The following is a 26,165-nucleotide window of genomic DNA, read 5'->3' on the forward strand; positions in this document are numbered from 1 at the left end:
TGACTTTGGCCGGAATATGGGAGGCCGCGATGTCGTTGTTGAATTTCCGCCGCAAGAACGCTCCGAAACCGACGGCAGGGACCGAGGCTTTCCTTGAGGGATACTCGATCGAGGTGATGCCGCGCACGGCTGAAAAGATCGCGGATTTCCGCGCCCTGCTCCCCTTGGGCACCCGGGTCTATATCGCCCATATCGACGGCACACCAATTGGCGAAATGGTGGCGACCGCCCGCCGTCTGGCGCGCGACGGATTTGTCGTCATGCCGCATTTTCCGGCCCGTATCATCGCTGACAAGGCGACCCTGACCGACTGGATCGCACGGTATAAAGGCGAGGCGGGTGTGGATCAGGCGCTGTTGCTGGGCGGCGGCGTGGCACAACCGGTTGGCGACTATCATTCCTCCATGCAACTGATTGAAAGCGGCGCTTTCGACGGCTTTACCCGTTTGCATGTCGCGGGCCACCCCGAAGGCAACCGCGATATCGACCCCGACGGCAGCATGAAGAACGTCGAACAGGCCCTTGTCTGGAAACAGAAATTCTCGCAACGCACCGATGCAAAGATGGCGCTGACAACGCAGTTCTGCTTTGAGTCCGCCCCGGTGATTTCATGGGCCACTGCGATCAAGGATGCGGGCATCGACCTGCCGATTCACATCGGCGTTGCCGGTCCGGCGAAACTTCAGACATTGATCCGGTTCGCCATCACCTGCGGCGTCGGCCCATCGCTGCGGGTGCTTCAGAAACGCGCGATGGACGTTACCAAACTGTTGCTGCCATATGAGCCGACTGATTTCATCGCCGATCTGGCGGCACACAAGGCGGCGACCCCCGGATTCAACATCGAACAGGTGCATTTCTTCCCGTTGGGCGGAATAATGGCCAGCGCCAATTGGGCCCGAACCCATGGCGGCATTCACGGTATACCCGCACAGACAATGGCGGGCTGAGGATTTTCATGACACGCGCGATACTTCTGGATCTTGACGGAACGATCATCGATTCCGATCCGCTTCATGCGGCTGTCTTCGTCGAACTGCTGGCCAAATACGGGCGGCAGGTGGACGAGGCATTTTACTTTACCGATGTTCACGGTCGCCAGAATGTCGACATCTTCACCGAACTCCTGCCCGGCGAAGACCCACAGGCCATGTCCGAGATGAAAGAGGCGATGTATCGCGCCCGTCTTGCCGCGATTGACGCCCGCCCCATCGCCGGCCTGCCGGGGTTGCTGGATCGCGCCGCAGCCGCCGGTATCCCTGTGGGCCTTGTCACCAACGCCCCCCGCCTGAATGCCGACGCCGTGCTTTCGGCGCTGGGACTCTCCGACAGGTTCGCCACGCTGGTGATCGGCGACGAATGTGCCCGGGGCAAGCCCGATCCGCTGCCCTATACCACCGGTCTGGCCAACCTCGGAGTGGCACCCGACCAGGCCTTTGCGGTCGAGGACAGCCCCTCGGGCATTGTCGCGGCACGGGCCGCAGGAATTTACACGCTGGGCATCATGTCCAGCCTGACGTCCGATGCGCTGATCGGCGCGGGCGCGGATGAAACGATCAGTGATTTCAACGATACCGCTGTTCAGATACAACTGGACCGCCTGACAGGAGCCGACCAATGACCCGCACCGTGATCGAGAGTAAATCCAAGACTGTGGTGATCGGCTTTGACGAACCGTTCTGTGTCATCGGCGAACGGATCAATCCGACAGGGCGCAAGAAACTGGCCGCCGAACTTGAGGCCGGGGAGTTCAGCACCATCGAAAAAGACGCGCTGATGCAGGTTGCCTGTGGCGCAATGGTGCTCGACGTGAATTCGGGCGCGGTGTTCACCAACAAGATGGCCGAAGATCCGCGATACGCAGACAACAACTTTGTCGAACCGCCGCTGATGCGCGAGATGATCACCCGAATTCAGGCTCTGGTCGACGTGCCGCTGTGTATCGACAGCTCGGTCCCCGGTGCGTTGAAGAACGGGCTTGAGGCCGCCGAGGGCCGCCCCCTGCTGAACTCGGTCACCGGCGAGGAAGAGCGTCTGGAACTGGTCCTACCGCTGGTCAAGAAATACAATGTGCCGGTCGTGGCAATTTCCAACGACGACACAGGCATCTCGGAAGACCCCGATGTGCGCTTTGCCGTGGCGAAAAAGATTGTCGAACGCGCCGCCGATTTCGGCATCCCCGCCCATGACATTGTCGTCGATCCGCTGGTCATGCCGATTGGCGCCATGGGGTCTGCCGGGCAACAGGTCTGGGCACTGGTGCGCCGGTTGCGCGACGAACTGGGGGTGAACACCACCTGCGGCGCGTCCAACATCAGCTTTGGCCTGCCCCACCGCCACGGCATCAACGCCGCCTTCCTGCCCATGGCGATCACGGCAGGCATGACCAGCGCGATCATGAATCCCCTGCGTGTGGCGGAAATGGAGGCGATCCGCGCCGCCAACTTCCTGATGAACCATGACCCGAACGGCGCCCAGTGGATCGCCTTTTCCCGCATCATGGACGCGGTCGAATCCGGCACGTCCTTCGCCGAGGCATCGCAGGCATCTGCGGACTCGGGCGCTGGACGCGGCGGTCGCCGCCGTCGTCGATGATGGAGGGCGGTGGTCTGGCCCTTTGCGCCGCTCCGGGTTTGTGGTTGAGCTATCATGAACGGGCCACAGCGGCCCCGGGGAGCCCCACCTTTGCCCACACCGATGGACACGCCGCCGCTGCGCCAATCGCTGTGGCGTATGGCGTTGCGGATTCTGCTGCTGGGGGTGCTGATCTGGGGCGCGCACTGGCTGATGAGCCTTGCAATGGATGCCGTGGCGATGCTGCCCCAGGAGGCCCAGGGCTCGGCCCGGACCGGTGTGATCCTTGCGATGCTTGCGCTTTACGCCCTGCTGATTGCGCTGCCTTTCGTTCCGGGTGTGGAAATCGGCATCGGCTTGATGATGCTGAGCGGCGCCGTAATTGCACCTGCGGTCTATCTCTGCACAGTGACCGGGCTGATGCTGGCTTATCTAGCCGGGCGGTTCCTGCCACACGCCACGCTGCGTCAATTTTTTGCCGATCTGCGGTTGCGCGGTGCCTGTCGGCTGCTGGACGAGGTCGCGCCACTGTCGCGCACCCGACGTCTGGCGCTGATACGCCGAAAATTGCCCGGGCGGCTGGGGGGCTGGGCTGTCCGGTTCCGCTATGTCTCGCTGGCGGTGCTGTTCAACATTCCCGGCAGCACGATCATCGGCGGCGGCGGCGGCATTGCGCTGATCGCGGGCATGACCGGTCTGTTCGGATGGCGCGCGATGCTGGTGACGCTGCTGATCGCGACCGCGCCTGTTCCGCTCGCCGTCTGGCTGTTTGGCACACGCGCCATTGCCGTCCTGTGACCCCCTGCATTCCTTTTCACGGATCCGAAAAACCATGACCGACCCGCTTGTCATCTTCACTCCCTCGGGCAAACGTGGCCGGTTCGCTGTCGGCACGCCGATCCTGTCGGCAGCACGCAAACTTGGCGTCGATCTCGATTCTGTCTGCGGCGGGCGGGGCATCTGTTCGAAATGTCAGATCGCGCCCCAGTTCGGAGAGTTTCCCAAACATGGCGTAACCTCGGCCCAGACCGCCCTGTCCGACTGGAACACGGTCGAGGAACGCTACAAGTCGATCCGCGGAATGCTCGACGGGCGGCGGCTTGGCTGTCAGGCGACGGTTCAGGGCGATGTGGTGATCGATGTGCCGCCCGAATCCCAGGTGCACAAGCAGGTGGTGCGCAAGGAAGTCACCGCCCGCGACATCATCATGGACCCGGCAACGCGCCTGCTGTTCGTTGAGGTGGACGAACCCGACATGCACGAACCCTCAGGCGATTTCGAGCGTCTGGCCGCAGCGCTTGAGGCGCAATGGGAGACTGGCCCGATCACCGCACCGTTGGCGGTGCTGAAGAAACTGCAACCCACCCTGCGCAAGGGCAATTGGCAAGTCACCGTCGCGCTGCATCAGGGCCACCACGATCAGGTGGCGCGGGTCATGGATATCTGGCCCGGGTTGTACGAAGCCGGGTTGTTCGGGCTCGCCATTGATCTTGGCTCCACCACGATTGCCGCACATTTGTGCGATCTGACGGACGGGCGCGTTCTGGGCTCGGCTGGCGTGATGAACCCGCAAATCCGGTTCGGTGAAGATCTGATGAGCCGGGTCAGTTATGTGATGATGAACCCGGGCGGCGAAGAAGAAATGACCCGCGTTGTTCGTGAGGCGCTGAATCGACTTGTCGTGGAACTGGCGCGTGACGCCGAGATCGACTCGGCCGCCATCGTCGAGGCGGTCATTGTCTGCAATCCGGTGATGCACCACCTGCTGCTGGGGATCGACCCTGTCGAACTGGGTCAGGCGCCCTTTGCGCTGGCCATTTCGGGCGCGCTGTCGCTGGACTCGCACGAGTTGGATTTGAGGGCGATGAACACCTCGGGCCGCATCTATATTCTGCCCTGTATCGCGGGCCATGTCGGCGCCGATTGCGCCGCCGTCGCTCTCAGCGAGGAACCGGGAAAGCAGGACGATCTGACATTGATCGTCGATGTGGGCACCAATGCCGAACTGTTGCTGGGCAACCGCACCCGGGTTCTGGCCTGTTCGTCGCCCACCGGTCCGGCCTTTGAGGGCGCGCAGATTTCCAATGGCCAGCGCGCCGCACCCGGCGCCATCGAGCGGGTCGAGATCGATCCGGTCACCCGGGAACCCCGCTTTCGCGTCATCGGCTGTGATCTGTGGTCCGACGATCCGGCTTTCGCCGAGGCAACCGTCGCGACCGGTATCACCGGGATTTGCGGATCGGGAATTATCGAAGCGATTGCCGAAATGCGCATGGCAGGGCTGGTGGATTCCAAGGGTCTGAACGGATCGGCGGAACAGACCGGCACCGCCCGCATGATCCCCGAGGGGCGCACGCACTCCTACGTCCTGCATGACGCCACTGCGACCGGCGGGCAAATGATTGCCGTGACCCAGGGTGATATCCGCGCGATCCAACTGGCCAAATCGGCGCTCTACGCCGGGGCGCGGCTGTTGATGGATGAATTCGGAGCCGAACGGGTGGACCGCGTCGTGCTGGCCGGAGCCTTTGGCGCGCATATCAGCCCGAAACACGCGATGGTGCTGGGGATGATCCCCGACGCGCCGCTTGATCATGTGCGCAGCGCGGGCAACGCTGCTGGCACCGGCGCGCGTATCGCCCTGTTGAACCGCGCCTCGCGCAGCGAGATCGAAGAAACGGTTGGCAGGATCACCAAGGTGGAAACCGCCATCGCCCCCCGGTTTCAGGAGCATTTCGTGAACGCCAACGCCCTGCCCCATGCCACCGACCTTTTCCCCGAACTGCGCAAGGTCGTGACCCTGCCCGATATGCTGTTCAACACCAGTGGCGATGGCCCCGACGGACGCCGCCGCCGTCGGCGCAGCTAACGCTCAGGGGCCGCGCTTGCGCAGGTGCCAGGTCAGCGCGCCGGTGATCAGGATCGCCAGCGCGTCGTGATCCGGCGGCGCGTCGAACAGGACGGCCCGGTTGCCGTCATAACGAAAGAGATCGGGTAATATGGCCCGAAACTCTGACAGGATCGTTGTCTGGCAATGGACGTACAGCGCGCATTCACCTGTCTTTGCCACCCCCAGCCGAATTGTCGATCCGGCCTTTGTGGATGATGTCAGATAGGCCGGCTGCCCCCATTTCAACGTCTCGTCCAACGGCCCCACCCCCGGGGTCCGCGCCGCCGTTGCAAAGATCAGCCTGCGCAACGCCATAAGATCGGCACGCACCGCTTTCGGAAAAGCAGCGAAAACAGCGGCAACCCGCGGGTCAAAAAAGGCAGGGTCCATCCCCTCAGCATAGGGCACGCCGCGCCCGTGCCGCAAAATTTATTTCGCCAGTCCTGAAACTCTGAACGCCGCGCCGCCGTGGGTTCGACCAGAAGGCAGAAACACTGTCAGTCACCGGAGGACTACCATGCGCTCGATCCTGAAAACCACGACCCTCTTCATCGCCTTGGCCGCTGGCCCGGGGTTCGCCGCAAGCCATGCCGAGACCGGCAACCCAATGGTCGGCGGCGCCGCGATGATGGCCGATATGAACATCATCGAAAACGCCCTGAATTCGGCCGATCACACCACGCTGGTTGCCGCGGTCAAGGCTGCTGGTCTGGTCGAAACCCTGAGTGGCCCCGGCCCGTTCACCGTCTTTGCCCCCACCAATGCCGCCTTTGAAGCCCTGCCCGCAGGCACCGTCGAGACGCTTTTGAAGCCTGAAAACAAGGCGATGCTGACCAAGATCCTGACCTGCCATGTGGTTGCTGCCGATGCCATGTCGGACGCCATCATCGGCATGATCGCCGACGACAACGGCGCCCATCCCGTGCCCACTGTTGGCGGATGCACCCTGATGGCCAAGATGGACGGCGAGATGATCACCCTGACTGATGAGACCGGCGGCACCGCCACCGTGACCATCGCCGATGTGAAGCAGTCAAACGGCGTTATCCACGTGATCGACACAGTTCTGTTGCCCGGCGCCGAAAAGGCCGATGCAATGAAAAAGCCCGACACGATGAATAAAGACACGATGAATAAAGACACGATGAACAAAGACGCGATGGAGACGAAGGCCGAAACGCCCATGGGTGACAACCCGATGGTCGGCGGCGCGGCAATGTTCGCCGACAAGGACATCATCGACAACGCCGTGAACAGCGCCGATCACACCACGCTGGTCGCCGCGGTCAAGGCTGCCGGTCTGGTCGAAACCCTGAAAGGCGACGGCCCGTTCACGGTGTTCGCACCGACCAATGCCGCCTTTGAAGCCCTGCCCGCAGGCACCGTCGAAACTCTGCTGAAGCCCGAAAACAAGGACATGCTGACGAAGATCCTGACCGCCCATGTCGTGCCGGGCCGGATGACTGCCGCCGATCTGACCAACGGATTGACGGGCAAGCAGTTCAACAATCTGGAAACCGTTTCGGGCGATGCCCTGTCGGTGCAGAAAACCGCCAGCGGCAAAGTCTATGTGTTTGACGAAAGCGGCAATGCCTTCGAGGTGACGACCGCCGACGTGATGCAATCGAATGGCGTGATCCATGTGGTCAACGGTGTGCTTTTGCCGAAGTAAGCCGCGCCGCACCGGCTGCGCGCTGTTCGAAGCGCAATGCGGTACAGGTTTGACAAACGGAAAGGGCCGCCCGGATCGGGCGGCCCTTTCATTGGATCGGTAAAGGTGTTCAGCCCGCCGCCGTTACCGCACGTCCGGTCATCACCTTGATCAGATGTGCGCGGTAAGCGCCGCTGCCGTGCAGGTCGGAAATCATCCCGTCCGCCGATACGTTCAGATCGTCCAAAGCCGCCGCGCTGAAATTGTCCGACAGCGCAGTTTCCGCCTCGGACCAGCGGAACACACCGCCCTCGGATGCGCCGGTCACCGCGACACGCACCCCGTCCGAGAATTTGGCAACGAACACCCCGACCAGCGGAAAGCGCGACGCCGGCTGTGCGAACTTCTGATAATTCGCCGCCTCGGGCACCGGAAACCGAACCTCGGTCACGATCTCGCCTTCCTCAAGCGCCGTGGTGAACATGCCAAGAAAGAAATCGTCGGCGGCAATTTCGCGGGCGTTGGTCACGATGGTCGCGTTGCTGGCAAGACAGGCCGCAGGATAACAGGCCGAAGGGTCGTTGTTGGCCACCGATCCGCCGATGGTCCCGCGGTTCCTGACCGCCGGATCGCCGATCCGTGACGCAAGTGCCGCCAGCGCCGGATAATCGCTCTGTGCTGCAATGGCGCCGTGGGTGGTGCCGCCGCCGATGCACAGCCGCCCGTCGTCATCGCTGTCGATGCCCTTCATCTCGGCAATTCCGGCGAGGCTGATCAGCCGCCCGGGCTGTGCCAGCCGCTGTTTCATCGTCGGGATCAGGGTCTGACCACCGCCCAGCGCCTGTGCTTCTTCGTCTTTCAGCGCGGCAACGGCATCCGCAAGGGTTTCGGGCCGTTCCATTTCGAATGCATACATTCTGTCGTTCCTTATGCTTGACCGCCCAGCGACCGGCCCTCGGCCGAACCACTGGAGCGGGCCGCGGGCTGTGCCGCACCTTCGTTTGCCGTCGCATCGTTCATCGCGGCCCAGACCCGCGCAGGGCTGAGCGGCATGTCGATGTGTGTGACGTTTTTGCCTGCCCTTTGCAACGCATCGCAGACCGCATTGACCACGGCGGGGGGCGATCCGATTGCCCCCGCCTCGCCACAGCCTTTGACGCCCAAGGGATTGTGGGTGCAGGGCGTCTGGCACGAATGATCCACCGTAAACATCGGCATGTCATCGGCGCGCGGCATGGCATAATCCATATAGGACGCCGAAATCAGCTGCCCGTTCTCGTCATAGGCACAGGCTTCCAACAGTGCTTGCCCGATCCCCTGCGCGATTCCGCCATGCACCTGTCCGTCAACAATCATCGGGTTGATGATGTTGCCAAAATCATCGGCGGCGGCGAAACGCTCAATGGTGACCTTGCCGGTATCCGGATCCACCTCGACCTCGCAGCAATAGGCGCCGGACGGATAGGTAAAGTTGTTGGGATCATAAAATGCGGTTTCCTCCAGCCCCGGCTCCAGATCCTTCAGCGGATAGTTGTGCGGTACATAGGCCGCCAGCGTCACATCCCCCCAAGCCAGTGATTTGTCGGTTCCGGCGACCGTGAATTTGCCGTCTTTCAGTTCGATATCCTGATCCGAGGCTTCCATGATGTGCGCGGCGATCTTCTTCGCCTTGGCGATGATCTTTTCCGTCGCCCGCACCATTGCCGATCCGCCAACGGCAAGCGAGCGTGAGCCATAGGTGCCCATGCCCATTGGCGCATTCGCCGTGTCGCCGTGGACGATCTCGATCATATCCTCGGGGATGCCGATCATGTCGGCCACCACCTGCGGGAACGCGGTTTCGTGCCCCTGCCCGTGGCTGTGGCTGCCGGTCATCACCACCAGCCCGCCGGTGGCATTCACCCGCACCGTCGCCGATTCATACAACCCCGCGCGTGCGCCCAACTGACCCACAAGGTTCGACGGGGCGATCCCGCAAGCCTCGATATAGCAGTTGACGCCCAGCCCGCGCAGCTTGCCACGTGTCTTGCTTTCGGCAAGCCGTGCGTCGAACCCGGCCAGATCGGCAATCTCGATCAGCTTGTCCATCGTGGCATGATAATCGCCGGTGTCATATTCCACCGCCACCGGGGTGGCATAGGGGAATTCGGTGATGAAATTCTGTCGGCGCAGTGCGATCGGGTCACGCCCGGTTTCGCGCGCCGCCTTGTCGATCACCCGCTCAAGTTGATAGGTCGCCTCAGGTCGGCCAGCGCCGCGATAGGCGTCGACTGGAACGGTATTGGTGAACACCGCTTTCACGTTCACATAGATCAGCGGCGTTTTATAGTTTCCTGCCATCAGGATGCCATGCAGCCAAGTGGGCACCGACGGCGCAAAGGTCGACAGGTATGCGCCCATGTTCGCATAGGTATCGGTGCGCAGGGCGGTAAACATCCCCTCGGCGTCCATGGCCAGTTCGATCTTGCTGACATGGTCGCGCCCATGGGCGTCGGACATGAACGCTTCGGATCGCGACGACGTCCATTTGACCGGACGCCGGCAAGCCTTGGCGGCAAAGGTACAGAATGCCTCTTCGGCATAGTGGAAAATCTTGGTGCCGAACCCGCCACCCACATCGGGCGAGACGACGCGCAGCTTGTGCTCGGGAATACCGAGCACAAAGGCGCCCATCAAAAGCCGGATCACATGCGGGTTCTGCGACGTGGTATACAGTGTGTAATCGCCCGTGCCCTTTTCCCACTGGCCTACGGCAACGCGAGGCTCCATCGGGTTGGCGATCAGCCGGTTGTTGACCAGCTCCAGAGTGGTGACGTGGTGCGCTGCCTTGAACGCCTCATCCACCGCCGCCTTGTTGTCTTCGATAAAGCCCCAGTCATAACAAAGGTTCGACGCCAGATCGTCGTGCACCTTGATCGCGCCGTCCTGGACCGCCTTCTTCATGTCGATCACGGCGGGCAGTTCTTCGATGTCCACCACGATGGCCTCGGCGGCATCGCGCGCCTGTGACAGGGTTTCAGCCACCACAGCGCAGATCGGATCGCCCACATGGCGGACCTTTCCATGGGCCAGAACCGGGTGTTTCGGCTCTTGCATCGGATTGCCGTGCCGGTCGGTCACGCACCATCCGCAAGGCAGCCCGCCGATGTCGGCGAAATCCTCGCCGGTGAAAATACGCACGACCCCCGGCATTCCCGCCGCCGCCGCCATATCAATCGATCTGATCCGTCCATGGGCCACATCCGAGCGCAGGAAATGCACATAGGCCTGCCCGGCAAGGTTGATATCATCCGTATATCGACCGTCACCGGTCAGAAACCGGATATCCTCGCGCCGTTTGGGGCTGGCCCCGATACCATGATCCTTCGGCATAGCTTTTCCTCCCAGAAAGCGAGGGGTTATCCCCCTTCACACCCGCCGGGGCCGGAAATGCGGCCCGGGCTTCTTCTTTGTATAAATACTCAAAAAAACGCCTGCCGGGTGTCTATTCGGCGGCGATGGCACTCACGTCCTGACCGCTGGCCGCCAGGATTGCCTTGACGATGTTGTGGTATCCCGTGCAGCGGCAGATGTTGCCCTCAAGATACTGGCGCACCTCATGTTCGCTGGGCCGCGGGTTGTCCTTCAGCAGCGCGGCGGCCGACATCACCATGCCCGGCGTGCAGAACCCGCACTGAAGCCCGTGATGATCCTGAAACGCCTGTTGAATCGTGTTCAGCGATCCGTCGGCATTGGCCATGCCTTCAATCGTCGTCACCTCGGCGCCCTCGGCTTCGGCGGCAAACATCGTGCAGGCCTTGATCGCCTGTCCGTCCACATGCACCACACAAGCGCCACACTGACTGGTGTCGCATCCCACATGGGTGCCGGTCAGCGACAGCGTATCGCGCAGATATTCGACCAGCAGGGTGCGCCCCTCGATCTCGCCACTTGTCGCGCGCCCATTCACGCGCATGGAAACCTTAGACATCGCATCCTCCGTTGATCGTCTTTGGGGCAAGTTAATCATGCCGGGCAGGGTTTGAGAACCACCGATTTGTTCCCGCTGCCACATTCCGCCATGCCGCAGCGCAGCAGGCAAGTTGTGAATAAGGTTGTGTAAATCCCCACGGCTGGCGCGCCGCTCATCAGCGGCTTTCCCGCGGGCGCGGCCGGGTCGGGATTTCCTTCAACAACCCGCCGACGCCCATGCCCATGATGTCTTGCGCACTGACGGGAACGCCGCAGACGATCCGCTCCAGTACCCAGTCGGCACCATTCAGAGCCGGCGACCGGGCACAGCTTGGCAGGCCGATCACCGGCCGTCCGGCCAGTTCGCCCAGAAACAACAGGTTTCCCGGATCGACCGGCATCCCAAAGTGATGCACCGTGCCCCCGGCCATGCGCACCGCCTGCGGCGCGACATCATGCAGGTCGGATGTCGCCGAGCCTGTCAGGATCAGCAACAGATCGGCACCCGCACCTGTGGCGGCGTCGGCTGTTGCCGCGCGCAATGCCTGGGCCAGCAGACCCGCGTCATGGCGCACGCAAACCACAGGTTTCAGGTCAATTCCCAGGGTTTCAAGACGGGCAGCCATCGCCCTTGGGCCCTTGCCGTCACCCGTTCCGGCAATCACGGTTTCGATCAGCGTGGCCGTGGATATCGACACGGGCGCGACCGAAAACCCGCCCGCTGCCGCGGTTTCGGCGCTTTCCAGTGCCGCACCCGGCACGGCATAGGTGATGATCTTTATCGTCGCGGCCATATCGTTCGCGGCCAGAGGCGCCCATTCACGGACCGTGGCGACCGTGATTCCGGGGTCGATCCGGTTCACCGCGTCGATCCGCTCGCGGTCGATCCGCGCCACACCGCGCTCTGTCGCATAAAGGTTCACCCGCCCGGTTGCCGCAACCGAAGCCCGCAACCCGGTTTCCCCCGCAACCAGAGCTGCCGCCAGCCGGGTCGCCGCGTCATTTTCGGTCACGTCGCCGGGTTCGGCGCGGGCGACAGTCACGCTGTTCACGCCGGCCCCTGCAAGCGCCTTGATATGGTCGGCGTCAAGCACGACACCCTTGCGCAAACGCCGCTCGCCGACCTGCACCGAATGGGCCAGAATCGTGCCCTCTGCCCGGGCCACAGGAACCTCGCCGAACCACATCAGCCGCGCCTCAGGGATTGGGTGATCTGGGCCATCACCGAGAGGGCGATTTCCGCCGGGCTGCGCGATCCGATATCCAGCCCGACCGGCGCATGAATTCGCGCGATATCGGCGTCGCCGAACCCTTGTTCGCGCAACCGTTCCACCCGTTTTGCATGGGTCCGACTGGACCCAAGGCACCCGAGATAGAAAACATCGGATTTCAACGCCGTCACGATGGCCGGATCGTCGATCTTCGGGTCATGGGTCAGGGTCACAACTGCCGTGCGCGGATCCAGCCCATGGGCGGTCAGCGCCGCATCCGGCCAGTCGTGGATCAGGGTTTCCTCCGGGAACCGCGCCGCACTTGCGAAAGCCTCACGCGGGTCGACCAGAACCGCGTCATACCCCGTCATCCGCGCTATCTGCATCAGCGGTTGCGCAATATGCACGCCGCCGACCACCACCATACGCAATGGTGGATTGTGGATGGCGACAAAGGTTTCGCCGTCCGGCTCGAACCCCGACCGGTCAAGCCGGAACCGTTCGGGAAATTCCTCGGCCCCGGTCAGGCGGCGAGTCCAGTCGGCGGTGTTCACCACATATCCGACCTGCCGCCGTTCCGCCCGCGTCGCCACCAATTCCGCCAGCATTGCCTCGGGGAGGTCACGGCCCACCGGTTCGACCAACACACGGATCCGCCCGCCACAGGCCAGACCGACAGCAAAAGCCGTGTCGTCGCTGACGCCGAATTCAAGCAGGCGCGCGCCACCGGTCTCAACCGCTTCCTGTGCTTCGACCACCACAGCGCCTTCGACACAGCCGCCCGAAACAGAGCCCGCGATTTCCCCTGCGCCGGATATCGCCAGCTGGCTGCCCGTGGGGCGCGGCGCCGAGCCCCAGGTTTCGACCACGGTTGCCAGAGCAGCCCCCTTGCCGTCCCGGTGCCAAGCCAGCGCGATTTCGGGGATATCGTCAAATGCGGGTGTCATGATCGGCCCTCCTCTGCACGATCATCGGTCAGGCGCGGGGCATAGTCCAGTCACCGCCGACGCGTGACGCACGCAGAGTGTTCACCGGGTCCGGCAGGTGGAACGCGGTAGAAGGTGAGCCCTTTGCAATAAAAAACCGCCCCGGTCAGGGGGCGGTTCATATTGCGATCTTTACCCGAGATAAACACTCTCAGGGGCAAGTGATCAGTTCAGCGATGCGACCTGCATCAATCCGGTGATCCGGCGCAGTCCGGCCCGACGGTTGGCACGTTCAGCGCTGTCCACTTCAACCTTCAGGTCGGATTCGCCATAGCCCTGCACGACCAGATTTTCCGGCGGCACGCCGAAATACTCGGTCAAGGCCAGAGCAAGCGATTCCGCCCGGCGATCCGACAGGATCAGGTTGGTGCCCGCTGCGCCCACGGCATCGGTATGACCCTCAACCAGAAATATCTCATTCGGGTTGCGGTCGATCATTGCGGCAATCTGCCGGCCGAGATCACCCAGTTTTTCCGCCTCGGTCGGGCGGATCGCAGCAGAGCCGGTTTCAAACGTGATGGTATCCACCTCGATCGACGGCGCCAATTTGCGAACCTCAGAGATCTGCCGGATCTGACCCAGCGAGAAGCGGCGGTCGTATACGCCATCGCGTTCCAGAGCGGCGCGCAGCTCCTCTGCATTGTTGGTCTGTGCAACCGGTGCCGCAGCCGCCGGAAGTGTCGTGACATCGACCGGTTCAAAGGTGACGGTATCGTCGATCAACAAGACCTGAGTGCCATCGGCCCGCACCAGCGCACGGCGCAGAACCCGCAGGTCAGCGTCACGGATGGTAACCACACTGGTTCCATCTTCACGGGTGGTGACCGTCCGGGTCGATCCGTCAGAGAATGTCTGCGTCTCGACATTGCTGCCCGGGCGGCGCAGCAAGGCGTTATCGTCCTTGATCACCTCCATGCCGCCGTCCTTGTTGGTGACGACCAGACGGTCCTGCGATGTGCTGACCACTTCGCGGTTGCCCTTAATCACCGCGCCGACGACTAGAGCGCCTGCGCCGAGCAACAACGCCTTTTCAAGATTCGACAGACCATTGTCCTTTGCGGGCGCGGCACCGGCTGTCGCTTCGATCTTGCCTTCAAAATCCTCGTCCGAGGAACGCGAGTTTTCTTCGGTCAGCGTTTCGTTTGTGACCTCGGCATCGGTAGAACCCTCTTCGGCAGATGCAGCAGCGGCAGGTGCGGGCACAACCTCAACTACGTCGTCTTTCGGGCGGCGCTTTGGCTTTGCCGAAGTATCTACGGCTTCGTCATTGGCCTCGGCGCGTTCGGCCTTCTTGTCGGCTTTTTTCTCGGCCTGACGGGCGGCCTTTTCGGCGTCTTTGTCTTTCTCGGCCTGTGCTGCAGCTTTCTCTTCGGCCTTCTTGTCCGCCTTGGCCTCAGCCTTTTCGGCCTTTGCGTCCGAACTGGATTGTGCCTGGTCCGCCGCTTTCGCTTCGGGGGCGTCATTCGCCCCAAGCTTTTTCTTGATCGCATCGTCGGTCATCGCTTCGGCAGCAGGCGCGGCCTTATCCGCGGTCGGCTCTACGACATTAGCAGCAGGAGCGTCGGCGGAAGATCTGGGTTCGACAGGTGCGTCCGCTTCGGCAGGGGCCTGCGTTTTGGTCGCTTTATCAGCTGCCTTTTCGGCCTGCTTTGCCGCTTTTGCAGCCTCTTTTTCGGCGTCTTTTTCGTTCGCGCGCTCGTCCTTTTTAGCGGCTTTACGCTCTTCCTTGGTCATCTTGGCCGCATCATCTGTCGCGGCTTCGGCTTCGCCGCACGGCGGTTCGACGCCTTCGGGGCAATCAACTGCTTCAGTTAGGTCTGTCGCAGCCTGTTCGGTCGAAGAGACCGCTCCGTTCTGTTGAGCGGGAAGAACAGACGGGACGACCAACGCCAGAGAGGCAAGCAGCGCGGTTGTTGTCTTCAGCGAATTGCGCATTATCGATTCCTTTGATGTCACTTTGAAAACTGTGGCTTGCGCCGACAACACGCGGCGCGCCGGAAAGTTCACTTCTTTGAATCACCTATTCGCGATACCGGCAAGAAGTCGCGCCTTTTCGCCATTGTCACCGGGATGCGACAGGGCCTGCGCCAAGCCTTCCAGCGTTGCAATCGAGTGTCCTGCGCGCAGCGTGTCCACATGGGGCAGAATCGCCTGCACCCCCTGCGCGCGGGCCGCAAACCCATCCCAGCGCAACAACGGGTTCAGCCAGATCAACTGTCGCGCCGAAAGATGCAACCGCTCCGTTTCACGGCGCAGGGTCTCGGGATCATCCCGCTCAAGCCCGTCGGTGATCAGCAGCACAACAGCGCCCTGCCCCAGCACCCGGCGCGACCAGTCGCGGTTGAACTCTCGCAGACAGGCACCAATCCGCGTGCCGCCCTCCCAATCCTGCGCCTCCGCCCCCGCCGCCGCAAGGGCCGCATCCACATCGCGCCGCGCCATATGGCGGGTGATGTTGGTCAGCCGGGTGCCAAAGGTAAAGGCATGCACCTTTGCCCAGCCCGCGCCCTGCTGATTGCTGACCGCATGCAGAAAATGCAGCACAGCGCGGGAATAATGGCTCATCGACCCCGAGATATCGCAGAGCGCGACAAGGTTGGGGAATCGTTCGCGGCGCGACCGTTTGGCGATCTGGCTGATTTCACCACCACGGCGCATTGCCGCGCGCAGGGTCGCGCGCCCGTCCGGCAGGCGCCCTGAATTATCGGCAAGAGTGCGGCGGCTGACGATCGGTTTCACCGGCAGTCGCAGACGCGCCAGCATGCGTTTTGCCTCGGCCATTTCGGCATTCGACATCTGTTCAAAGTCAAGATTGCGCAACCGCTCCTGCGATGTCGTGGTCCGGGTGGCATCAATCTCGATCTCGCTGCCGTCCTGTTCGGGCATATCGGGAAGCGCGCGATCCACCCCATCAAGCAGGGATTCGGCGGCGCGCTTTTCCCCCGGTTTCGCAAGCCGTTCTTCCTGCACACCCCGGATCGCCGGGGCCAGCAGTGACATCATATGTTCAAGGTATCGCGGATCGCGCCAGTACAGCCGGAAGATCTGATCGAACACGACGCGATGTTCCGGTCGGCTGACGAAACAGGCGTGCAACGTCCAATAAAAATCCCGCCGGTCGCTGAACCCGGCAGCGGCAACAGCGCGGATCGCATCCAGCACCCGCCCCGTCCCGATCGGCAGACCCGCCGCGCGCAACGCCCGGGCAAACCATGTGATATTGCGCGTCAGACGCGGATTATCGGGCAGGTCCAGCGCGGGCAGATCAGCCATTGTGAAAGTACATCCCTAACGCAATGAGTGCCGCAAGGATGGGTACAGCGAAATGCCAGCCGTAAACGTATAGTTCCGCAAATCTTCCGTAGTTGCGGAGGCTGGTATTAAATAGCTTCAGCTCGGGAAGTATCTGCGAAACCATATCTTCAATCGCATACTCGTCTTGTCCGAGTTCCTCTACAGCGCTTATCAAGTCTTCCACGAGACCATGAAATCTTTTATTGTGCGCCGCGCTAGCTCGACCCGCCCACTTACTCTGACCATGGATGTTCCAACCACGATAGGAAGCCAGATCAGAATACCATTGAACGAAGTGCGCGATTGCCGAAATCACGACGAGGACGGCAAGCACCGGTAAAAACTTCCCCTGTTCAAACTTCAGCCCAATGATCGATGTTTCAGCAAGCTGAATCCAACCCAAAGCTCCAAAGACGAGTGTGCCTGAAAAAACGAGCGTCGTGCGTCCGGTCGCACGCGTGGCGCCCGAGATTGCCTGTTCACCTAAAAAATTCATCCCGCCACAGGCGTGGCACGGATGGCGTCAAGCAGGCGCGCGGCCTCGGAGCCCTGAAGTTTCTGGATGTCATCCTGATACTTCAAAATTGCGCCCAGAGTGTCGGCGATCACTTGCGGCGACAGCTCGATCGTGTCCAGCGCCAACAGGCATTTGGCCCAGTCGATGGTTTCGGCAACGCCGGGTTTCTTGAACAGATCTTCGGTGCGCAGGGCCTGAATGAAGGCGACGATTTCCCGGCTGAGCGTTTCTGACGCCTCGGGTGCGCGGGCGTTCAGGATCGCCATTTCGCGATCAAACGTCGGATAATCGACCCAGTGGTAAAGACAGCGGCGTTTCAGGGCATCGTGAACCTCGCGCGTGCGGTTCGACGTCAGGATCACAATCGGCGGTTCGGGGGCGGCGATCCGCCCCAATTCGGGGATCGTAACGGCGAAATCCGACAGCGCTTCGAGCAGGAAAGCCTCGAACGGTTCATCGGTGCGGTCCAACTCATCGATCAGCAGGACGGGTGGGCCGTTCGGGTGCGGCCGCATCGCCTGAAGCAGCGGGCGGGCAATCAGATATTCCTCGGAAAACAGCTCGGTTTTCAGGGCGGTACGATCGGCGCCCCCGGTGGCTTCGGCGGTGCGGATGGCGATCATCTGTTCGGCAAAATTCCACTCATATACCGCGCTGGCGGCATCCAGCCCCTCGTAACATTGCAGGCGGATCAGATCGCGCCCCAAGCCCGCCGCGATGGCCTTGGCGATTTCGGTCTTGCCGACGCCTGCCTCGCCCTCCAGAAACAGCGGTCGCCCCAGTTTCAGCGCCAGAAAAGTTATAACGGCAAGGGGTCGGTCACAGACATAATTCTGCGCCGCAAGAAGGGTTTGAACCCCATCGATACTGTCCGGTACGTTTGCCATCTTCACTCCCTGCCTGCGCTGCAATGCTGCATCTGCGGACGGGCACGTCAAGGGCGCGCGGTAATTGCCCTTTCGCCCGGACCGGCGTAGACCAGATTCAACCGGCACAGGAGCAACTGCGATGAACGCCACCCCCCCGATTTCCGCCAAAGATGCGCCCGAGATGGCAAGTTTCACCTGGGACGACGCGCTGTTGCTCGACGATCAGCTGGACGAGGACGAGCGGATGTTGCGCGACGCAGCCCGCGCGTTTTCGCAGGACGTGCTGCAACCCAAGGTGGTCGCCGCTTACCGCGAGGAGTTGTCCGATCCGGACCTGTTCCGCCAGATGGGCGATGCCGGACTGCTGGGGGCCACCCTGCCCGAAGAATACGGCGGGCTTGGCGCGGGATATGTCACCTATGGGTTGATTGCGCGGGAAGTGGAGCGTGTCGATTCCGGATACCGCTCGATGATGTCGGTCCAGTCGTCGTTGGTGATCTATCCGATCTATGCCTACGGCTCGGAAGAACAGCGTCGCAAGTACTTGCCGGGCCTGTGCTCGGGTGAATTGATTGGCTGCTTTGGGCTGACCGAACCCGATGCCGGATCCGACCCGGGCGGGATGAAAACCGTGGCAAAGAAATCGGGCGCCGGATATGTGATTTCCGGCTCGAAGATGTGGATCTCCAACAGCCCGTTTGCCGATGTCTTTGTCGTCTGGGCGAAATCCGAGGCCCATGGCGGCAAGATCCGCGGGTTCATCCTTGAGAAAGGGATGAAAGGGCTGAGTGCACCCAAGATCGGCGGCAAACTGTCCCTGCGGGCCAGCACCACAGGCGAAATCGTGATGGACGGTGTCGAGGTGGGCGAAGATGCGCTTTTGCCCAACGTCGAAGGGCTGAAAGGTCCGTTTGGCTGTCTGAACCGGGCGCGTTACGGCATTTCATGGGGCGTCATGGGTGCTGCCGAATTCTGCTGGCACGGCGCGCGGCAATACGGGCTGGACCGCAAACAGTTTGGCAAACCACTGGCGCAAACGCAGCTTTTCCAGAAGAAACTGGCGGACATGCAGACCGAGATCACACTGGGGCTGCAAGGATCGTTGCGTCTGGGCCGGTTGATGGATCAGGGCCGCGCAGCGCCTGAGATGGTCTCGATGCTCAAGCGCAACAACTGTGGCAAGGCGCTGGATATCGCCCGGATGGCGCGTGACATGCACGGTGGCAACGGCATTTCCGAGGAATATCAGGTGATCCGCCATATGGTGAACCTTGAGACCGTCAACACCTATGAAGGCACCCATGATGTGCACGCGCTGATCCTTGGGCGGGCGCAGACAGGTTTACAGGCTTTCTTTTGACTTAACAGTCATGTGCCGGGCAAAGTTGATAGATCACATCAACTTTGCCCGCCTGTTGCAGTCCGGTACAGACGGACCAAATGCTGCGACAGGGCAGCATCCGGCGGTTCGCTGCCATTGGAGAGACACAACCGCCCGTAGAGCTGCACGGTTTCCGGATCGTTCAGCATGCGGGCAAGCGTCGCGCGGGTCAGAACATCCGACCTCGCCTGCGCCCGCCCCACCTCAGGCATCGCCAGCAGCCTTGCGTATTCGGCACGGGTTGCCAGGGCCATGCGTGTGATACTGTCGTCAGCCACGGTGTTGAAATTCCGCTCGACCCAATAGGTCAGATCAATCCCTTTTTCCGTATGATTGGGCAGGCCCCGCCCGCGCTTCAACAGAAAATCCTGTGCCGAGCGGACGGAATAATGGTTCAACTGCACCACATCCGTCGCCAGAGGTGCACCCCAATAAAGAATGCGCGTGTCGTCAGCCGCCAAAGCCGCAGGCAGTGCGCGACCCGATCCATCGACCCAAACGGGGGGCGGACCGGCCCTTTGCTTAGGTCGGTGCACACCTGGCTTTTGCATCACAGCTTTGCGGTACAACGTCTTGAAAAAACGTGATAATGGCGGATAGAGCGCATCTGGCGCAATCGCCCGGGTATAGGCATCGATGGTCAAGGCCTGCGGGCGCTCCACATGGCCGGCATTGCCAAACAACCGCCATGGCAACACCACGGCATCAGCCCCCGGGATGGCCGTGACCAAATCGTGCAACGTGGTCAGCGGCGCGCGCAGGTTGACGAATTCATCCGCGTCCAGAACCGCGATCCAATCGGCACGGCGCGTCAGAGGATGATCCGCCGCCTGTTTCAGTGCCGCCCATTGCGGCGTGCGACCTTCCGGAACAGCGTTGCGCACATGGGTCAGCGCGCCGACCGCCTGCATCGCATCCAGAAGATCATCGGTTCCGTCTGTGCAATCATTTGAAAAGACAAGGATATCATCGGCCCCGGCAGCGCGATTATGGGCCACCCATTCCACCAGATGCGGAGCTTCATCGCGCATGGTCGCAACAATCAGAATGCGTGGCGTCACGCTGCAGGCTCGGGGAGGCGATACCAGTGACCGCCATAAAGCGGTGTGAGATCGGCCATCAAAGCGGGCCCCAACCGATGCGACATCCGCGCGATTTCGGCGCGCACCTGTGGCCAGACAGATGCGAAACGGAATGAATGATAGTGGATGACGCGCGGTCTGGCGTCGGGTTCGAACGCCCGATCCGAGATCGAGAAATTCCAGACATCAGGCAATGATTGATACTCTAAACCAAACCGTTTCAGGGTGACTGGCAGGGAGATCTGGTCAAGCCACGGGCGTTTCGATCCGACCGGCGCATTCCAGTCGATTTCCCGCGCTGTCTCAAGCCAAAGGTCGGGAAACCGCCTTTCCTCCTGCCCGGCACCGGTGCGAAAGGCGACGAATCCGGCATTGAAATAAGGCAGGAATTCGATTCTGCGCCGCCGCACCAGATGCACGCGATCTTCGGGCAGCGGCAGGTCGAAATGGGCATAGAGCCGCGCCCACCGATCCCCTGTCTTGCCCCATGTCGGCGTGCCCTCGGGCACCACGGCAACACTTCCAAACGGCGCGAGATCGCCAAAGGACAACGACGCAACACAGACCATATCGCTGTCCATGAATATTTGCAGCCCCGGATCGCGTGGCGCAGCACAGGCAAACAGTTTGTTTCCATGGGGATATCCGGATTTCCAGAATCCATTCTCGATTGGCAGAGGGCGCAGATCGACCGCCAAGACATCAAAGGCCGCGCGGGCGGGATCGGGCACTGGATCGGATCCCTCGGGGACATAAGCGATGAGGCGCGGTTCGGGGCCATTGTGAAACCGAAGGCTGGCCGCAAGCAGGAGCGCCTGCGCCGTCAAATGGTCGCCCTCGGCGATAAAGAAGACCGAAACCGGATCACGCATCGTCAAACCCCGCCCTGAATGCCGCCGACAGTTGCGGATCAAGTGGCAGGCGCAGCGTCAGACCCGCATCCGCCGCGACCCGGGCAAAGGCATCAAGCTCACTGTGCCGTTCGCTCCACAACAGTCCGGTCAGAATAATGGTATGTGGAATATGAGCTTGCATGATGTTCTTCAAGTGATCTGGGGTGATCGCCGCATCGCCGATCACCAACAGATCGGGACGGATGGCAGCCATGTCGGCAATGCCTCCCTGTACCGGTAACTCAATGCCATTGTAGCGCAGGATCATCCGCACTGCATCCTGCCAGCCCGGATCGCTCTGCACCAGTGTGATCTCAGCATCGGGGCGGACGCGCATCACTTGCCCGGCCAGAAACCCCGTGGTCGCGCCCAGTTCAAGATACCGTGCCCCGCGCCCGAGCAGCGCCGCAGCATTGCGCGCCAGATTCCGGTCGTATTTGCCTGCCTCGATGCTCAGTAATGCGGGCGGCGTGAAAATGCGCGGATCGGCGGGCAGGCTCAGAGCGTGGTTCGCGTGCCATTCAAGCGGCACCTCCGCAGAGGTATCGACCGCACCCCGTACCAGATTGTCGAGAGGCAATACCACGCGGTCCTGCGGCGGTTTCGCCTGTTGTTGCAGGCGCTTGTCACCGGTCCGTTTTTCGACATCGCCCATCTTTGTGGCGATTCCGGCGGGGTCGCGCGCCTTGGGCGGTTTTGCCTCGACCTGTGAGATAGGCACTGCGGAGGCGATGGAAAGTTTCTGAGCGAATTCCGCATATTCCGATGTGGACTTAAAGCTTTTCAGCCGCGCCTCGGCCCGCTCAAGTGCCGCAAAGTGCAGCCGGTTCAGGGCTTGGTCACTCAACAATCCCGCCACAATCTCACTCCGCCGCGCCGAATATCGCAGCATGGTGTCGTCACGCACTTCATTGCGATCCTGCAGTGACCAATAGTCATCGTTGTACTTGTCGGCCTTGTTGTTGACGTTGCCGCGAAACTTGCGGATCGCATAGGAATCCACTGATTTCACAGCGTAATGATTGATCTGCGCCCAGTCATACCCGATGGTCCGCACGATCGAGCGCCAGCCGCGAAACTTGAAATATTCCTCCATCTCGCGACCTGACCCGTTCAGCCATATGACGGTCTCGGGAAATCCGGTGTCGAGAACCTTGTTTTTCAACTTGGGGCGGTGAATGCCAAGGTTCCACTTGTCGGGATCGAACTGAAACAGCGTTTTGACCCCCCAGCCCTTGTTCCACATCTGCGGCGCGGCCATCAGATATTGCTCGCTGACCGGATCGCGCGACCAGTTGACCACCCCGCCCGAACCGAAAATCCGCCAGGTGATGACCATGCCGTTGGCCCCCGCGGCCTTGATCCCGTCGATCAAGGTGTCGAGCGTGCCGCCACCCGGGCGGATGCACAGAAATTCGTCGGCATCGAACACCATGATCCAGTCGCTGTTGCCGACCTCGGGTTCGTTTTGCGCATATTTCAGCGCCGATGGCTGGGGTTTCATCCCCTCGGGAATATCGTTGCGGCGATGCTGCACCAGCCCCAATTCCTGCAGCCGGATCAGCATGTCGTCGGTGCCATCGCTACAATCATTCGTATAGACCACCAGATCGGTAAATCCGACGGCGATGTGATGGGCGACCCATTCCAGAAGGTACGGCCCTTCGTCCTTCATCATCGAGACGGCCGTCAGTTTGCCATGGCGGCTGACGTTTTTCTGCGGAATACCCGGCTTTTGCCCGGTGTCACTTATCTTCCGGTTTGCGTTCACTTGCCCTGCCCCGAGTATTTTTGATTTTCCCGATCTTCGCCGCGAAATCTTCACTTTTCTGAATTATACCCCGTGGTCAGTCACCCGCACAACTGCGGCGATCTGGACAGGGCGAATCGGCTCTGTCATGTGTCGAAAATGGTAAAAACACGGGTAATGTTGCGAAATTATTTCCGCTTCACTATGCGTAGAACTTGAGGCAGGCATGGACAGGCGACCCGTCGCGTCACTTTGGATTGGCGATAAACTACAATACATCAATCAGTTATGCCTGATGTCCCATGTGCAGCAGGGGCACCCGACGACGCTGTATTGCACCGATAAAGTCAGCAATGTGCCCGATGGGGTAACGGTGCGACCCGCGACAGACATCATGACGATTCCGATGGATATTGTAGCTGAGACCAGCGCTTCGTTCCTGTCCAACGTGTTTCGCTATCGGATGATTCAGAAGACCGATGAAATATGGATCGATTGCGATGCATTCTGTCACAGACCGTTTCCTGACGAGATCGAACACATCTATGCCGGGCACGGAATGCGCGGCGCGCTGAACTGCGGTGTGGTCAAGATTCCGCAAACGGGGGCGTTGATCGAAGCGTTGCTGGACTATTACGACAACCTGCCGCCTGCTCCGCCATGGTTTAATGACCGCCAGAAACGCAGGCTGGCGCGGCAGGATGAATCCCTGCCGCACGCTGTCAGAATTTACCGCGCCGAACGCACCGCTTTTGGCCCGCAGGCGTTCACCTGGTTTGCACAACAGACTGGCGATTACGCCCGCGCGATGACTCCGGACGTGCTGTATCCCGTGCCGTTTCAGTTGAACGATGTGTTCTTTGATCCGCATGGCAACGTAGAGGGCTGGTTCACCGACGATACCCTGTCGGTTCATCTTTATACCAACGGCACCCGGCCCTGGTGGCGCAAGAATGCGCCGCTGAAGAATTCATACGCATGGAGGATGTGCAAGCAGATCGGTGTGGATCCGAAACAGGCGCTGGAAGATTGATGAAACCACGCCTGACCTTCGTCTATATCGTCGAACCGCCTGAGTATCAGATTTTCGCCTGCACCCTGCTGGCCAGCATCCGCACGCAGTTTGGCGATGACGTGGCGGCGGTGGGATATTGCCCCGAACACCGGATGGACGAACTGCACCCAGCCGTGTTCAAGGCACACGAAATGCTGGGGGCCGAAATCCGTCCGATGCGAACACAGGGCATGTGGGACACCGAATATCCCCACGGAAACAAGATTATCGCCGCGATGCAGCCGCGCGATACCGAATTTTCGGCGTTTGTGGATTCCGACGTACTGTTCCTGGCTGAAAACAGCCCCGACAATCTGGTGAGGGACGGGCATGTGTCCTGTTCGGTCGCCGCCTCGATGACTTGGGCGGGGCAGGAAATCTGGGGGCCGATCCATGCCGCCTTCGACCTGCCAATCCCCGAGGAACGGATTGAATATATGCGCCGCCCGGTCGGCCCGGTGATCCCGTATTTCAGCGCCGGGCTGGTGGTGTTTCCCGAATCCGGCCCGCAGCGGTTTCCCGACATCTGGTACGACACGGCCCGCATCATCGACCGGATCGAAACGCTCGACAATCGCCGCCCCTACCTCGATCAGATGAGCCTGCCTCTGGCCATTCGCCGCGCTGGTCTGAACTGGAATATCCTGCCCGAACAGCAACATTTCATCATGGGAGGCAAGCTGCGCGGCCAACCCCTGCCCGACGAGCCCAAGGTTTATACCGTGCATTACCGCCACAACGGGGTGTTGAAGGAATCCGGCCTTCTCGGGACCGCACGCGCAATGTTGCAGGACAAAACGGGCGTACCCTTTGTGCGCCGCCTGACCGAAGGCAACCTGCGGAAAAAAGTAGGCTGATGGGGATTTCGCTGATCCCCGGTCTGGTAATGGCCCGTCATGCCGGGAACGCCCGTGGCGCAAGGAACGGTCTGATCCTCGGGCGGCTGAAGATCCACAAGCCTGAGCGGCGGAAGACACGGTTTCTGTCCCTGCTGAACGCCAGTGACCACATCCTGCCGCGCGAGGATATCACCCAGAAACAAGGAGTTAACGCGGGCCGGACCCATCATTTTTGGGCGATACTTTCATCATGCGAGATGATCGAGTTATCGGTGATCGCGCGCAAATCCGTCACCGTCGCCGACCCAACCGGCCAACCATGCGGCGGCGAGAGGTTTCTCGAGGTACCGCAAATGCTGCTATATGCCTGCGGCAAACCGTTAAACGCGCCCGCCTATGCACCACCGATACAGGGACACTATGTCTGACACACCCGATATTCCACAGAAATCAAAGGTCGAATTGCGAGCGGAAAAGCTCATCCGCAGGCAAAAACGCAATATGCGGAAGGCCTGGGCCGAAGGTTTCCTCTCGGGCATCTGCGCACAGTTGCGCCCGGGTGACACGGTGATGGATTGCGGCGCCAACATGGGCGTCGTGACCGCGCAACTGGCCGCGACTGGGGCAAATGTTCTGGCCTATGAACCCGATCCCTTTGCATTCGAACGGTTGACGGCGCGATTCGCCGACGTCCCAAATGTCACCCTGTTCAACGCCGCCGTCGCCGCCCTGCCCGGCACCGTGCGGCTGATGCGGGCCGAGAATTTCGATGCAAACCCCGAAGGAGCCTCGGTCAAATCGACGATTCTGGAGGGTGGACGGCAGATCAACGGGGACAGCGCGATCGAGGTTCAGGCATTGTCATTTCCCGATCTGCTGGACGAATACGGACCTGTCGCCTTCGTCAAAATGGACATCGAAGGCGCCGAGCTCGACATCCTTGAAACCATGTTGGCGCGTGATCTGTTCGGGCAGGTGCGAACACTGGTCGCGGAAACTCATGAACGTAAATTCCGCGATCTGCGCCCGCGGTTTCACGCCCTGCGCACAGCGGTGAGCGAGCGGTTTTCACCGACCCATGTGAATCTCGACTGGATTTAACACCGATTTTCCGCCGATTGCGCACCCAGGTTCGGCCATGATCCGCCGGTGCAGTCGGTTTCTTTCAACAGTTCGCGAAAAAACCATAATCTTGCACAAATCCTGTCTAATCACACGGTTAA

At 61.1% G+C, this 26,165-nt stretch carries 24 protein-coding genes and 1 pseudogene; 12 read left to right on the plus strand and 13 right to left on the minus strand.

Annotated features, from left to right (window positions below):
- Window positions 1–29 precede the first annotated feature (29 nt).
- The 5 genes from FQ320_RS01195 (at window position 30) to FQ320_RS01215 (ending at window position 5,443) form a co-directional block, all read left to right on the plus strand.
- On the plus strand, window positions 30–950 hold the full coding sequence (locus FQ320_RS01195; RefSeq protein ID WP_148469196.1) for a methylenetetrahydrofolate reductase: 921 nt from the start codon (window positions 30–32) through the stop codon (window positions 948–950).
- An 8-nt stretch (window positions 951–958) separates the two neighbouring features.
- Window positions 959–1,621, plus strand: a complete 663-nt coding sequence (locus FQ320_RS01200) for an HAD family phosphatase (RefSeq protein ID WP_148469198.1) — start codon at window positions 959–961, stop codon at window positions 1,619–1,621.
- On the plus strand, window positions 1,618–2,595 hold the full coding sequence (locus FQ320_RS01205) for a methyltetrahydrofolate cobalamin methyltransferase (protein ID WP_148469200.1): 978 nt from the start codon (window positions 1,618–1,620) through the stop codon (window positions 2,593–2,595). The genes FQ320_RS01200 and FQ320_RS01205 overlap by 4 nt, the downstream gene beginning before the upstream one ends.
- 90 nt (window positions 2,596–2,685) lie before the next feature.
- Window positions 2,686–3,372, plus strand: a complete 687-nt coding sequence (locus tag FQ320_RS01210) for a hypothetical protein (RefSeq protein ID WP_148469202.1) — start codon at window positions 2,686–2,688, stop codon at window positions 3,370–3,372.
- A gap of 34 nt (window positions 3,373–3,406) precedes the next feature.
- Window positions 3,407–5,443 carry an ASKHA domain-containing protein gene (locus FQ320_RS01215; RefSeq protein WP_148469204.1) on the plus strand — a complete coding sequence of 679 codons (2,037 nt, stop codon included), beginning with the start codon at window positions 3,407–3,409 and terminating at the stop codon, window positions 5,441–5,443.
- A gap of 3 nt (window positions 5,444–5,446) precedes the next feature.
- Here FQ320_RS01215 and FQ320_RS01220 read toward each other — a convergent pair whose 3' ends face one another.
- Entirely contained in the window at window positions 5,447–5,872 is a 426-nt protein-coding gene (locus FQ320_RS01220) for a DUF1801 domain-containing protein (protein WP_255509329.1), read from the minus strand.
- Between the two features lie 109 nt (window positions 5,873–5,981).
- On the opposite strand from FQ320_RS01220, the pseudogene FQ320_RS26270 reads away from it, so the two are divergent.
- Both FQ320_RS26270 and FQ320_RS26275 read left to right on the plus strand, forming a co-directional pair.
- Window positions 5,982–6,539: pseudogene (locus tag FQ320_RS26270) on the plus strand (fasciclin domain-containing protein); the annotation flags it as partial.
- A gap of 69 nt (window positions 6,540–6,608) precedes the next feature.
- On the plus strand, window positions 6,609–7,136 hold the full coding sequence (locus tag FQ320_RS26275) for a fasciclin domain-containing protein (protein ID WP_255509338.1): 528 nt from the start codon (window positions 6,609–6,611) through the stop codon (window positions 7,134–7,136).
- A 109-nt stretch (window positions 7,137–7,245) separates the two neighbouring features.
- Here FQ320_RS26275 and FQ320_RS01230 read toward each other — a convergent pair whose 3' ends face one another.
- The 9 genes from FQ320_RS01230 to FQ320_RS01270 form a co-directional block, all read right to left on the minus strand.
- Complete coding sequence (locus FQ320_RS01230; RefSeq protein ID WP_148469208.1) at window positions 7,246–8,031, minus strand: xanthine dehydrogenase family protein subunit M; 786 nt, start codon at window positions 8,029–8,031, stop codon at window positions 7,246–7,248.
- An 11-nt stretch (window positions 8,032–8,042) separates the two neighbouring features.
- Complete coding sequence (locus FQ320_RS01235; RefSeq protein ID WP_148469210.1) at window positions 8,043–10,487, minus strand: xanthine dehydrogenase family protein molybdopterin-binding subunit; 2,445 nt, start codon at window positions 10,485–10,487, stop codon at window positions 8,043–8,045.
- Between the two features lie 112 nt (window positions 10,488–10,599).
- Window positions 10,600–11,085 (minus strand): (2Fe-2S)-binding protein, encoded by a 486-nt coding sequence (locus FQ320_RS01240; RefSeq protein WP_148469212.1) that lies wholly within the window; start codon window positions 11,083–11,085, stop codon window positions 10,600–10,602.
- Window positions 11,086–11,242: 157 nt separating this feature from the next.
- Complete coding sequence (locus FQ320_RS01245) at window positions 11,243–12,253, minus strand: molybdopterin-binding protein (RefSeq protein WP_148469213.1); 1,011 nt, start codon at window positions 12,251–12,253, stop codon at window positions 11,243–11,245.
- Window positions 12,253–13,224 carry an XdhC family protein gene (locus FQ320_RS01250; RefSeq protein WP_148469215.1) on the minus strand — a complete coding sequence of 324 codons (972 nt, stop codon included), beginning with the start codon at window positions 13,222–13,224 and terminating at the stop codon, window positions 12,253–12,255. Before FQ320_RS01250 ends, FQ320_RS01245 begins: the two co-directional genes overlap by 1 nt.
- A 204-nt stretch (window positions 13,225–13,428) precedes the next feature.
- Window positions 13,429–15,198, minus strand: a complete 1,770-nt coding sequence (locus tag FQ320_RS01255; RefSeq protein ID WP_148469217.1) for an OmpA family protein — start codon at window positions 15,196–15,198, stop codon at window positions 13,429–13,431.
- Between the two features lie 81 nt (window positions 15,199–15,279).
- Entirely contained in the window at window positions 15,280–16,536 is a 1,257-nt protein-coding gene (locus FQ320_RS01260) for a VWA domain-containing protein (RefSeq protein ID WP_148469219.1), read from the minus strand.
- A complete protein-coding gene (locus tag FQ320_RS01265) occupies window positions 16,529–17,053 on the minus strand; it encodes a hypothetical protein (RefSeq protein WP_148469221.1) in 525 nt (174 codons plus the stop codon). The genes FQ320_RS01260 and FQ320_RS01265 overlap by 8 nt, the downstream gene beginning before the upstream one ends.
- Window positions 17,050–17,961, minus strand: a complete 912-nt coding sequence (locus tag FQ320_RS01270; RefSeq protein WP_148469223.1) for a MoxR family ATPase — start codon at window positions 17,959–17,961, stop codon at window positions 17,050–17,052. Before FQ320_RS01270 ends, FQ320_RS01265 begins: the two co-directional genes overlap by 4 nt.
- Window positions 17,962–18,082: 121 nt before the next feature.
- On the opposite strand from FQ320_RS01270, the gene FQ320_RS01275 reads away from it, so the two are divergent.
- Window positions 18,083–19,303 (plus strand): acyl-CoA dehydrogenase, encoded by a 1,221-nt coding sequence (locus tag FQ320_RS01275; protein WP_148469225.1) that lies wholly within the window; start codon window positions 18,083–18,085, stop codon window positions 19,301–19,303.
- Window positions 19,304–19,341: 38 nt separating this feature from the next.
- Here the strand turns inward: FQ320_RS01275 and FQ320_RS01280 are convergent, their stop codons facing one another.
- Genes FQ320_RS01280 through FQ320_RS01290 form a run of 3 tightly spaced genes read right to left on the minus strand, consistent with a single transcriptional unit; the run spans window position 19,342 to window position 23,070 of the window.
- On the minus strand, window positions 19,342–20,385 hold the full coding sequence (locus FQ320_RS01280; protein WP_148469227.1) for a glycosyltransferase family 2 protein: 1,044 nt from the start codon (window positions 20,383–20,385) through the stop codon (window positions 19,342–19,344).
- Window positions 20,382–21,278 carry a hypothetical protein gene (locus FQ320_RS01285; RefSeq protein WP_148469229.1) on the minus strand — a complete coding sequence of 299 codons (897 nt, stop codon included), beginning with the start codon at window positions 21,276–21,278 and terminating at the stop codon, window positions 20,382–20,384. The genes FQ320_RS01280 and FQ320_RS01285 overlap by 4 nt, the downstream gene beginning before the upstream one ends.
- Window positions 21,271–23,070: a glycosyltransferase family 2 protein gene (locus tag FQ320_RS01290; protein WP_255509330.1), complete on the minus strand. Its 1,800-nt coding sequence runs from the start codon at window positions 23,068–23,070 to the stop codon at window positions 21,271–21,273. Before FQ320_RS01290 ends, FQ320_RS01285 begins: the two co-directional genes overlap by 8 nt.
- Before the next feature lie 205 nt (window positions 23,071–23,275).
- On the opposite strand from FQ320_RS01290, the gene FQ320_RS01295 reads away from it, so the two are divergent.
- From FQ320_RS01295 to FQ320_RS01310, 4 genes are read left to right on the plus strand one after another with little or no spacing between them, the layout of a single operon-like run.
- Window positions 23,276–24,082 (plus strand): hypothetical protein, encoded by an 807-nt coding sequence (locus tag FQ320_RS01295; RefSeq protein WP_148469231.1) that lies wholly within the window; start codon window positions 23,276–23,278, stop codon window positions 24,080–24,082.
- A complete protein-coding gene (locus tag FQ320_RS01300; protein ID WP_255509331.1) occupies window positions 24,082–24,960 on the plus strand; it encodes a hypothetical protein in 879 nt (292 codons plus the stop codon). The genes FQ320_RS01295 and FQ320_RS01300 overlap by 1 nt, the downstream gene beginning before the upstream one ends.
- Window positions 24,960–25,370, plus strand: coding sequence for a hypothetical protein (locus FQ320_RS01305; RefSeq protein ID WP_148469235.1), 411 nt, complete (start codon window positions 24,960–24,962; stop codon window positions 25,368–25,370). The genes FQ320_RS01300 and FQ320_RS01305 overlap by 1 nt, the downstream gene beginning before the upstream one ends.
- On the plus strand, window positions 25,363–26,043 hold the full coding sequence (locus tag FQ320_RS01310; RefSeq protein ID WP_148469237.1) for an FkbM family methyltransferase: 681 nt from the start codon (window positions 25,363–25,365) through the stop codon (window positions 26,041–26,043). Before FQ320_RS01305 ends, FQ320_RS01310 begins: the two co-directional genes overlap by 8 nt.
- Window positions 26,044–26,165 lie beyond the last annotated feature (122 nt).

The organism is Oceaniovalibus sp. ACAM 378, from assembly GCF_008085915.1.
Taxonomy (GTDB): domain Bacteria; phylum Pseudomonadota; class Alphaproteobacteria; order Rhodobacterales; family Rhodobacteraceae; genus Oceaniglobus.

Excerpts from the sequence above, each read along its gene's own strand:
- FQ320_RS01195 (WP_148469196.1), top strand. The coding sequence starts at position 30 with ATGTCGTTGTTGAATTTCCGCCGCAAGAACGCTCCGAAACCGACGGCA.
- FQ320_RS01200 (WP_148469198.1), top strand. The coding sequence starts at position 959 with ATGACACGCGCGATACTTCTGGATCTTGACGGAACGATCATCGATTCC.
- FQ320_RS01205 (WP_148469200.1), top strand. The coding sequence starts at position 1,618 with ATGACCCGCACCGTGATCGAGAGTAAATCCAAGACTGTGGTGATCGGC.
- FQ320_RS01215 (WP_148469204.1), top strand. The coding sequence starts at position 3,407 with ATGACCGACCCGCTTGTCATCTTCACTCCCTCGGGCAAACGTGGCCGG.
- FQ320_RS26275 (WP_255509338.1), top strand. The coding sequence starts at position 6,609 with ATGAACAAAGACGCGATGGAGACGAAGGCCGAAACGCCCATGGGTGAC.
- FQ320_RS01230 (WP_148469208.1), bottom strand. The coding sequence starts at position 8,031 with ATGTATGCATTCGAAATGGAACGGCCCGAAACCCTTGCGGATGCCGTT.
- FQ320_RS01235 (WP_148469210.1), bottom strand. The coding sequence starts at position 10,487 with ATGCCGAAGGATCATGGTATCGGGGCCAGCCCCAAACGGCGCGAGGAT.
- FQ320_RS01240 (WP_148469212.1), bottom strand. The coding sequence starts at position 11,085 with ATGTCTAAGGTTTCCATGCGCGTGAATGGGCGCGCGACAAGTGGCGAG.
- FQ320_RS01245 (WP_148469213.1), bottom strand. The coding sequence starts at position 12,253 with ATGTGGTTCGGCGAGGTTCCTGTGGCCCGGGCAGAGGGCACGATTCTG.
- FQ320_RS01250 (WP_148469215.1), bottom strand. The coding sequence starts at position 13,224 with ATGACACCCGCATTTGACGATATCCCCGAAATCGCGCTGGCTTGGCAC.
- FQ320_RS01255 (WP_148469217.1), bottom strand. The coding sequence starts at position 15,198 with ATGCGCAATTCGCTGAAGACAACAACCGCGCTGCTTGCCTCTCTGGCG.
- FQ320_RS01260 (WP_148469219.1), bottom strand. The coding sequence starts at position 16,536 with ATGGCTGATCTGCCCGCGCTGGACCTGCCCGATAATCCGCGTCTGACG.
- FQ320_RS01265 (WP_148469221.1), bottom strand. The coding sequence starts at position 17,053 with ATGAATTTTTTAGGTGAACAGGCAATCTCGGGCGCCACGCGTGCGACC.
- FQ320_RS01270 (WP_148469223.1), bottom strand. The coding sequence starts at position 17,961 with ATGGCAAACGTACCGGACAGTATCGATGGGGTTCAAACCCTTCTTGCG.
- FQ320_RS01275 (WP_148469225.1), top strand. The coding sequence starts at position 18,083 with ATGAACGCCACCCCCCCGATTTCCGCCAAAGATGCGCCCGAGATGGCA.
- FQ320_RS01285 (WP_148469229.1), bottom strand. The coding sequence starts at position 21,278 with ATGCGTGATCCGGTTTCGGTCTTCTTTATCGCCGAGGGCGACCATTTG.
- FQ320_RS01295 (WP_148469231.1), top strand. The coding sequence starts at position 23,276 with ATGGACAGGCGACCCGTCGCGTCACTTTGGATTGGCGATAAACTACAA.
- FQ320_RS01300 (WP_255509331.1), top strand. The coding sequence starts at position 24,082 with ATGAAACCACGCCTGACCTTCGTCTATATCGTCGAACCGCCTGAGTAT.
- FQ320_RS01305 (WP_148469235.1), top strand. The coding sequence starts at position 24,960 with ATGGGGATTTCGCTGATCCCCGGTCTGGTAATGGCCCGTCATGCCGGG.
- FQ320_RS01310 (WP_148469237.1), top strand. The coding sequence starts at position 25,363 with ATGTCTGACACACCCGATATTCCACAGAAATCAAAGGTCGAATTGCGA.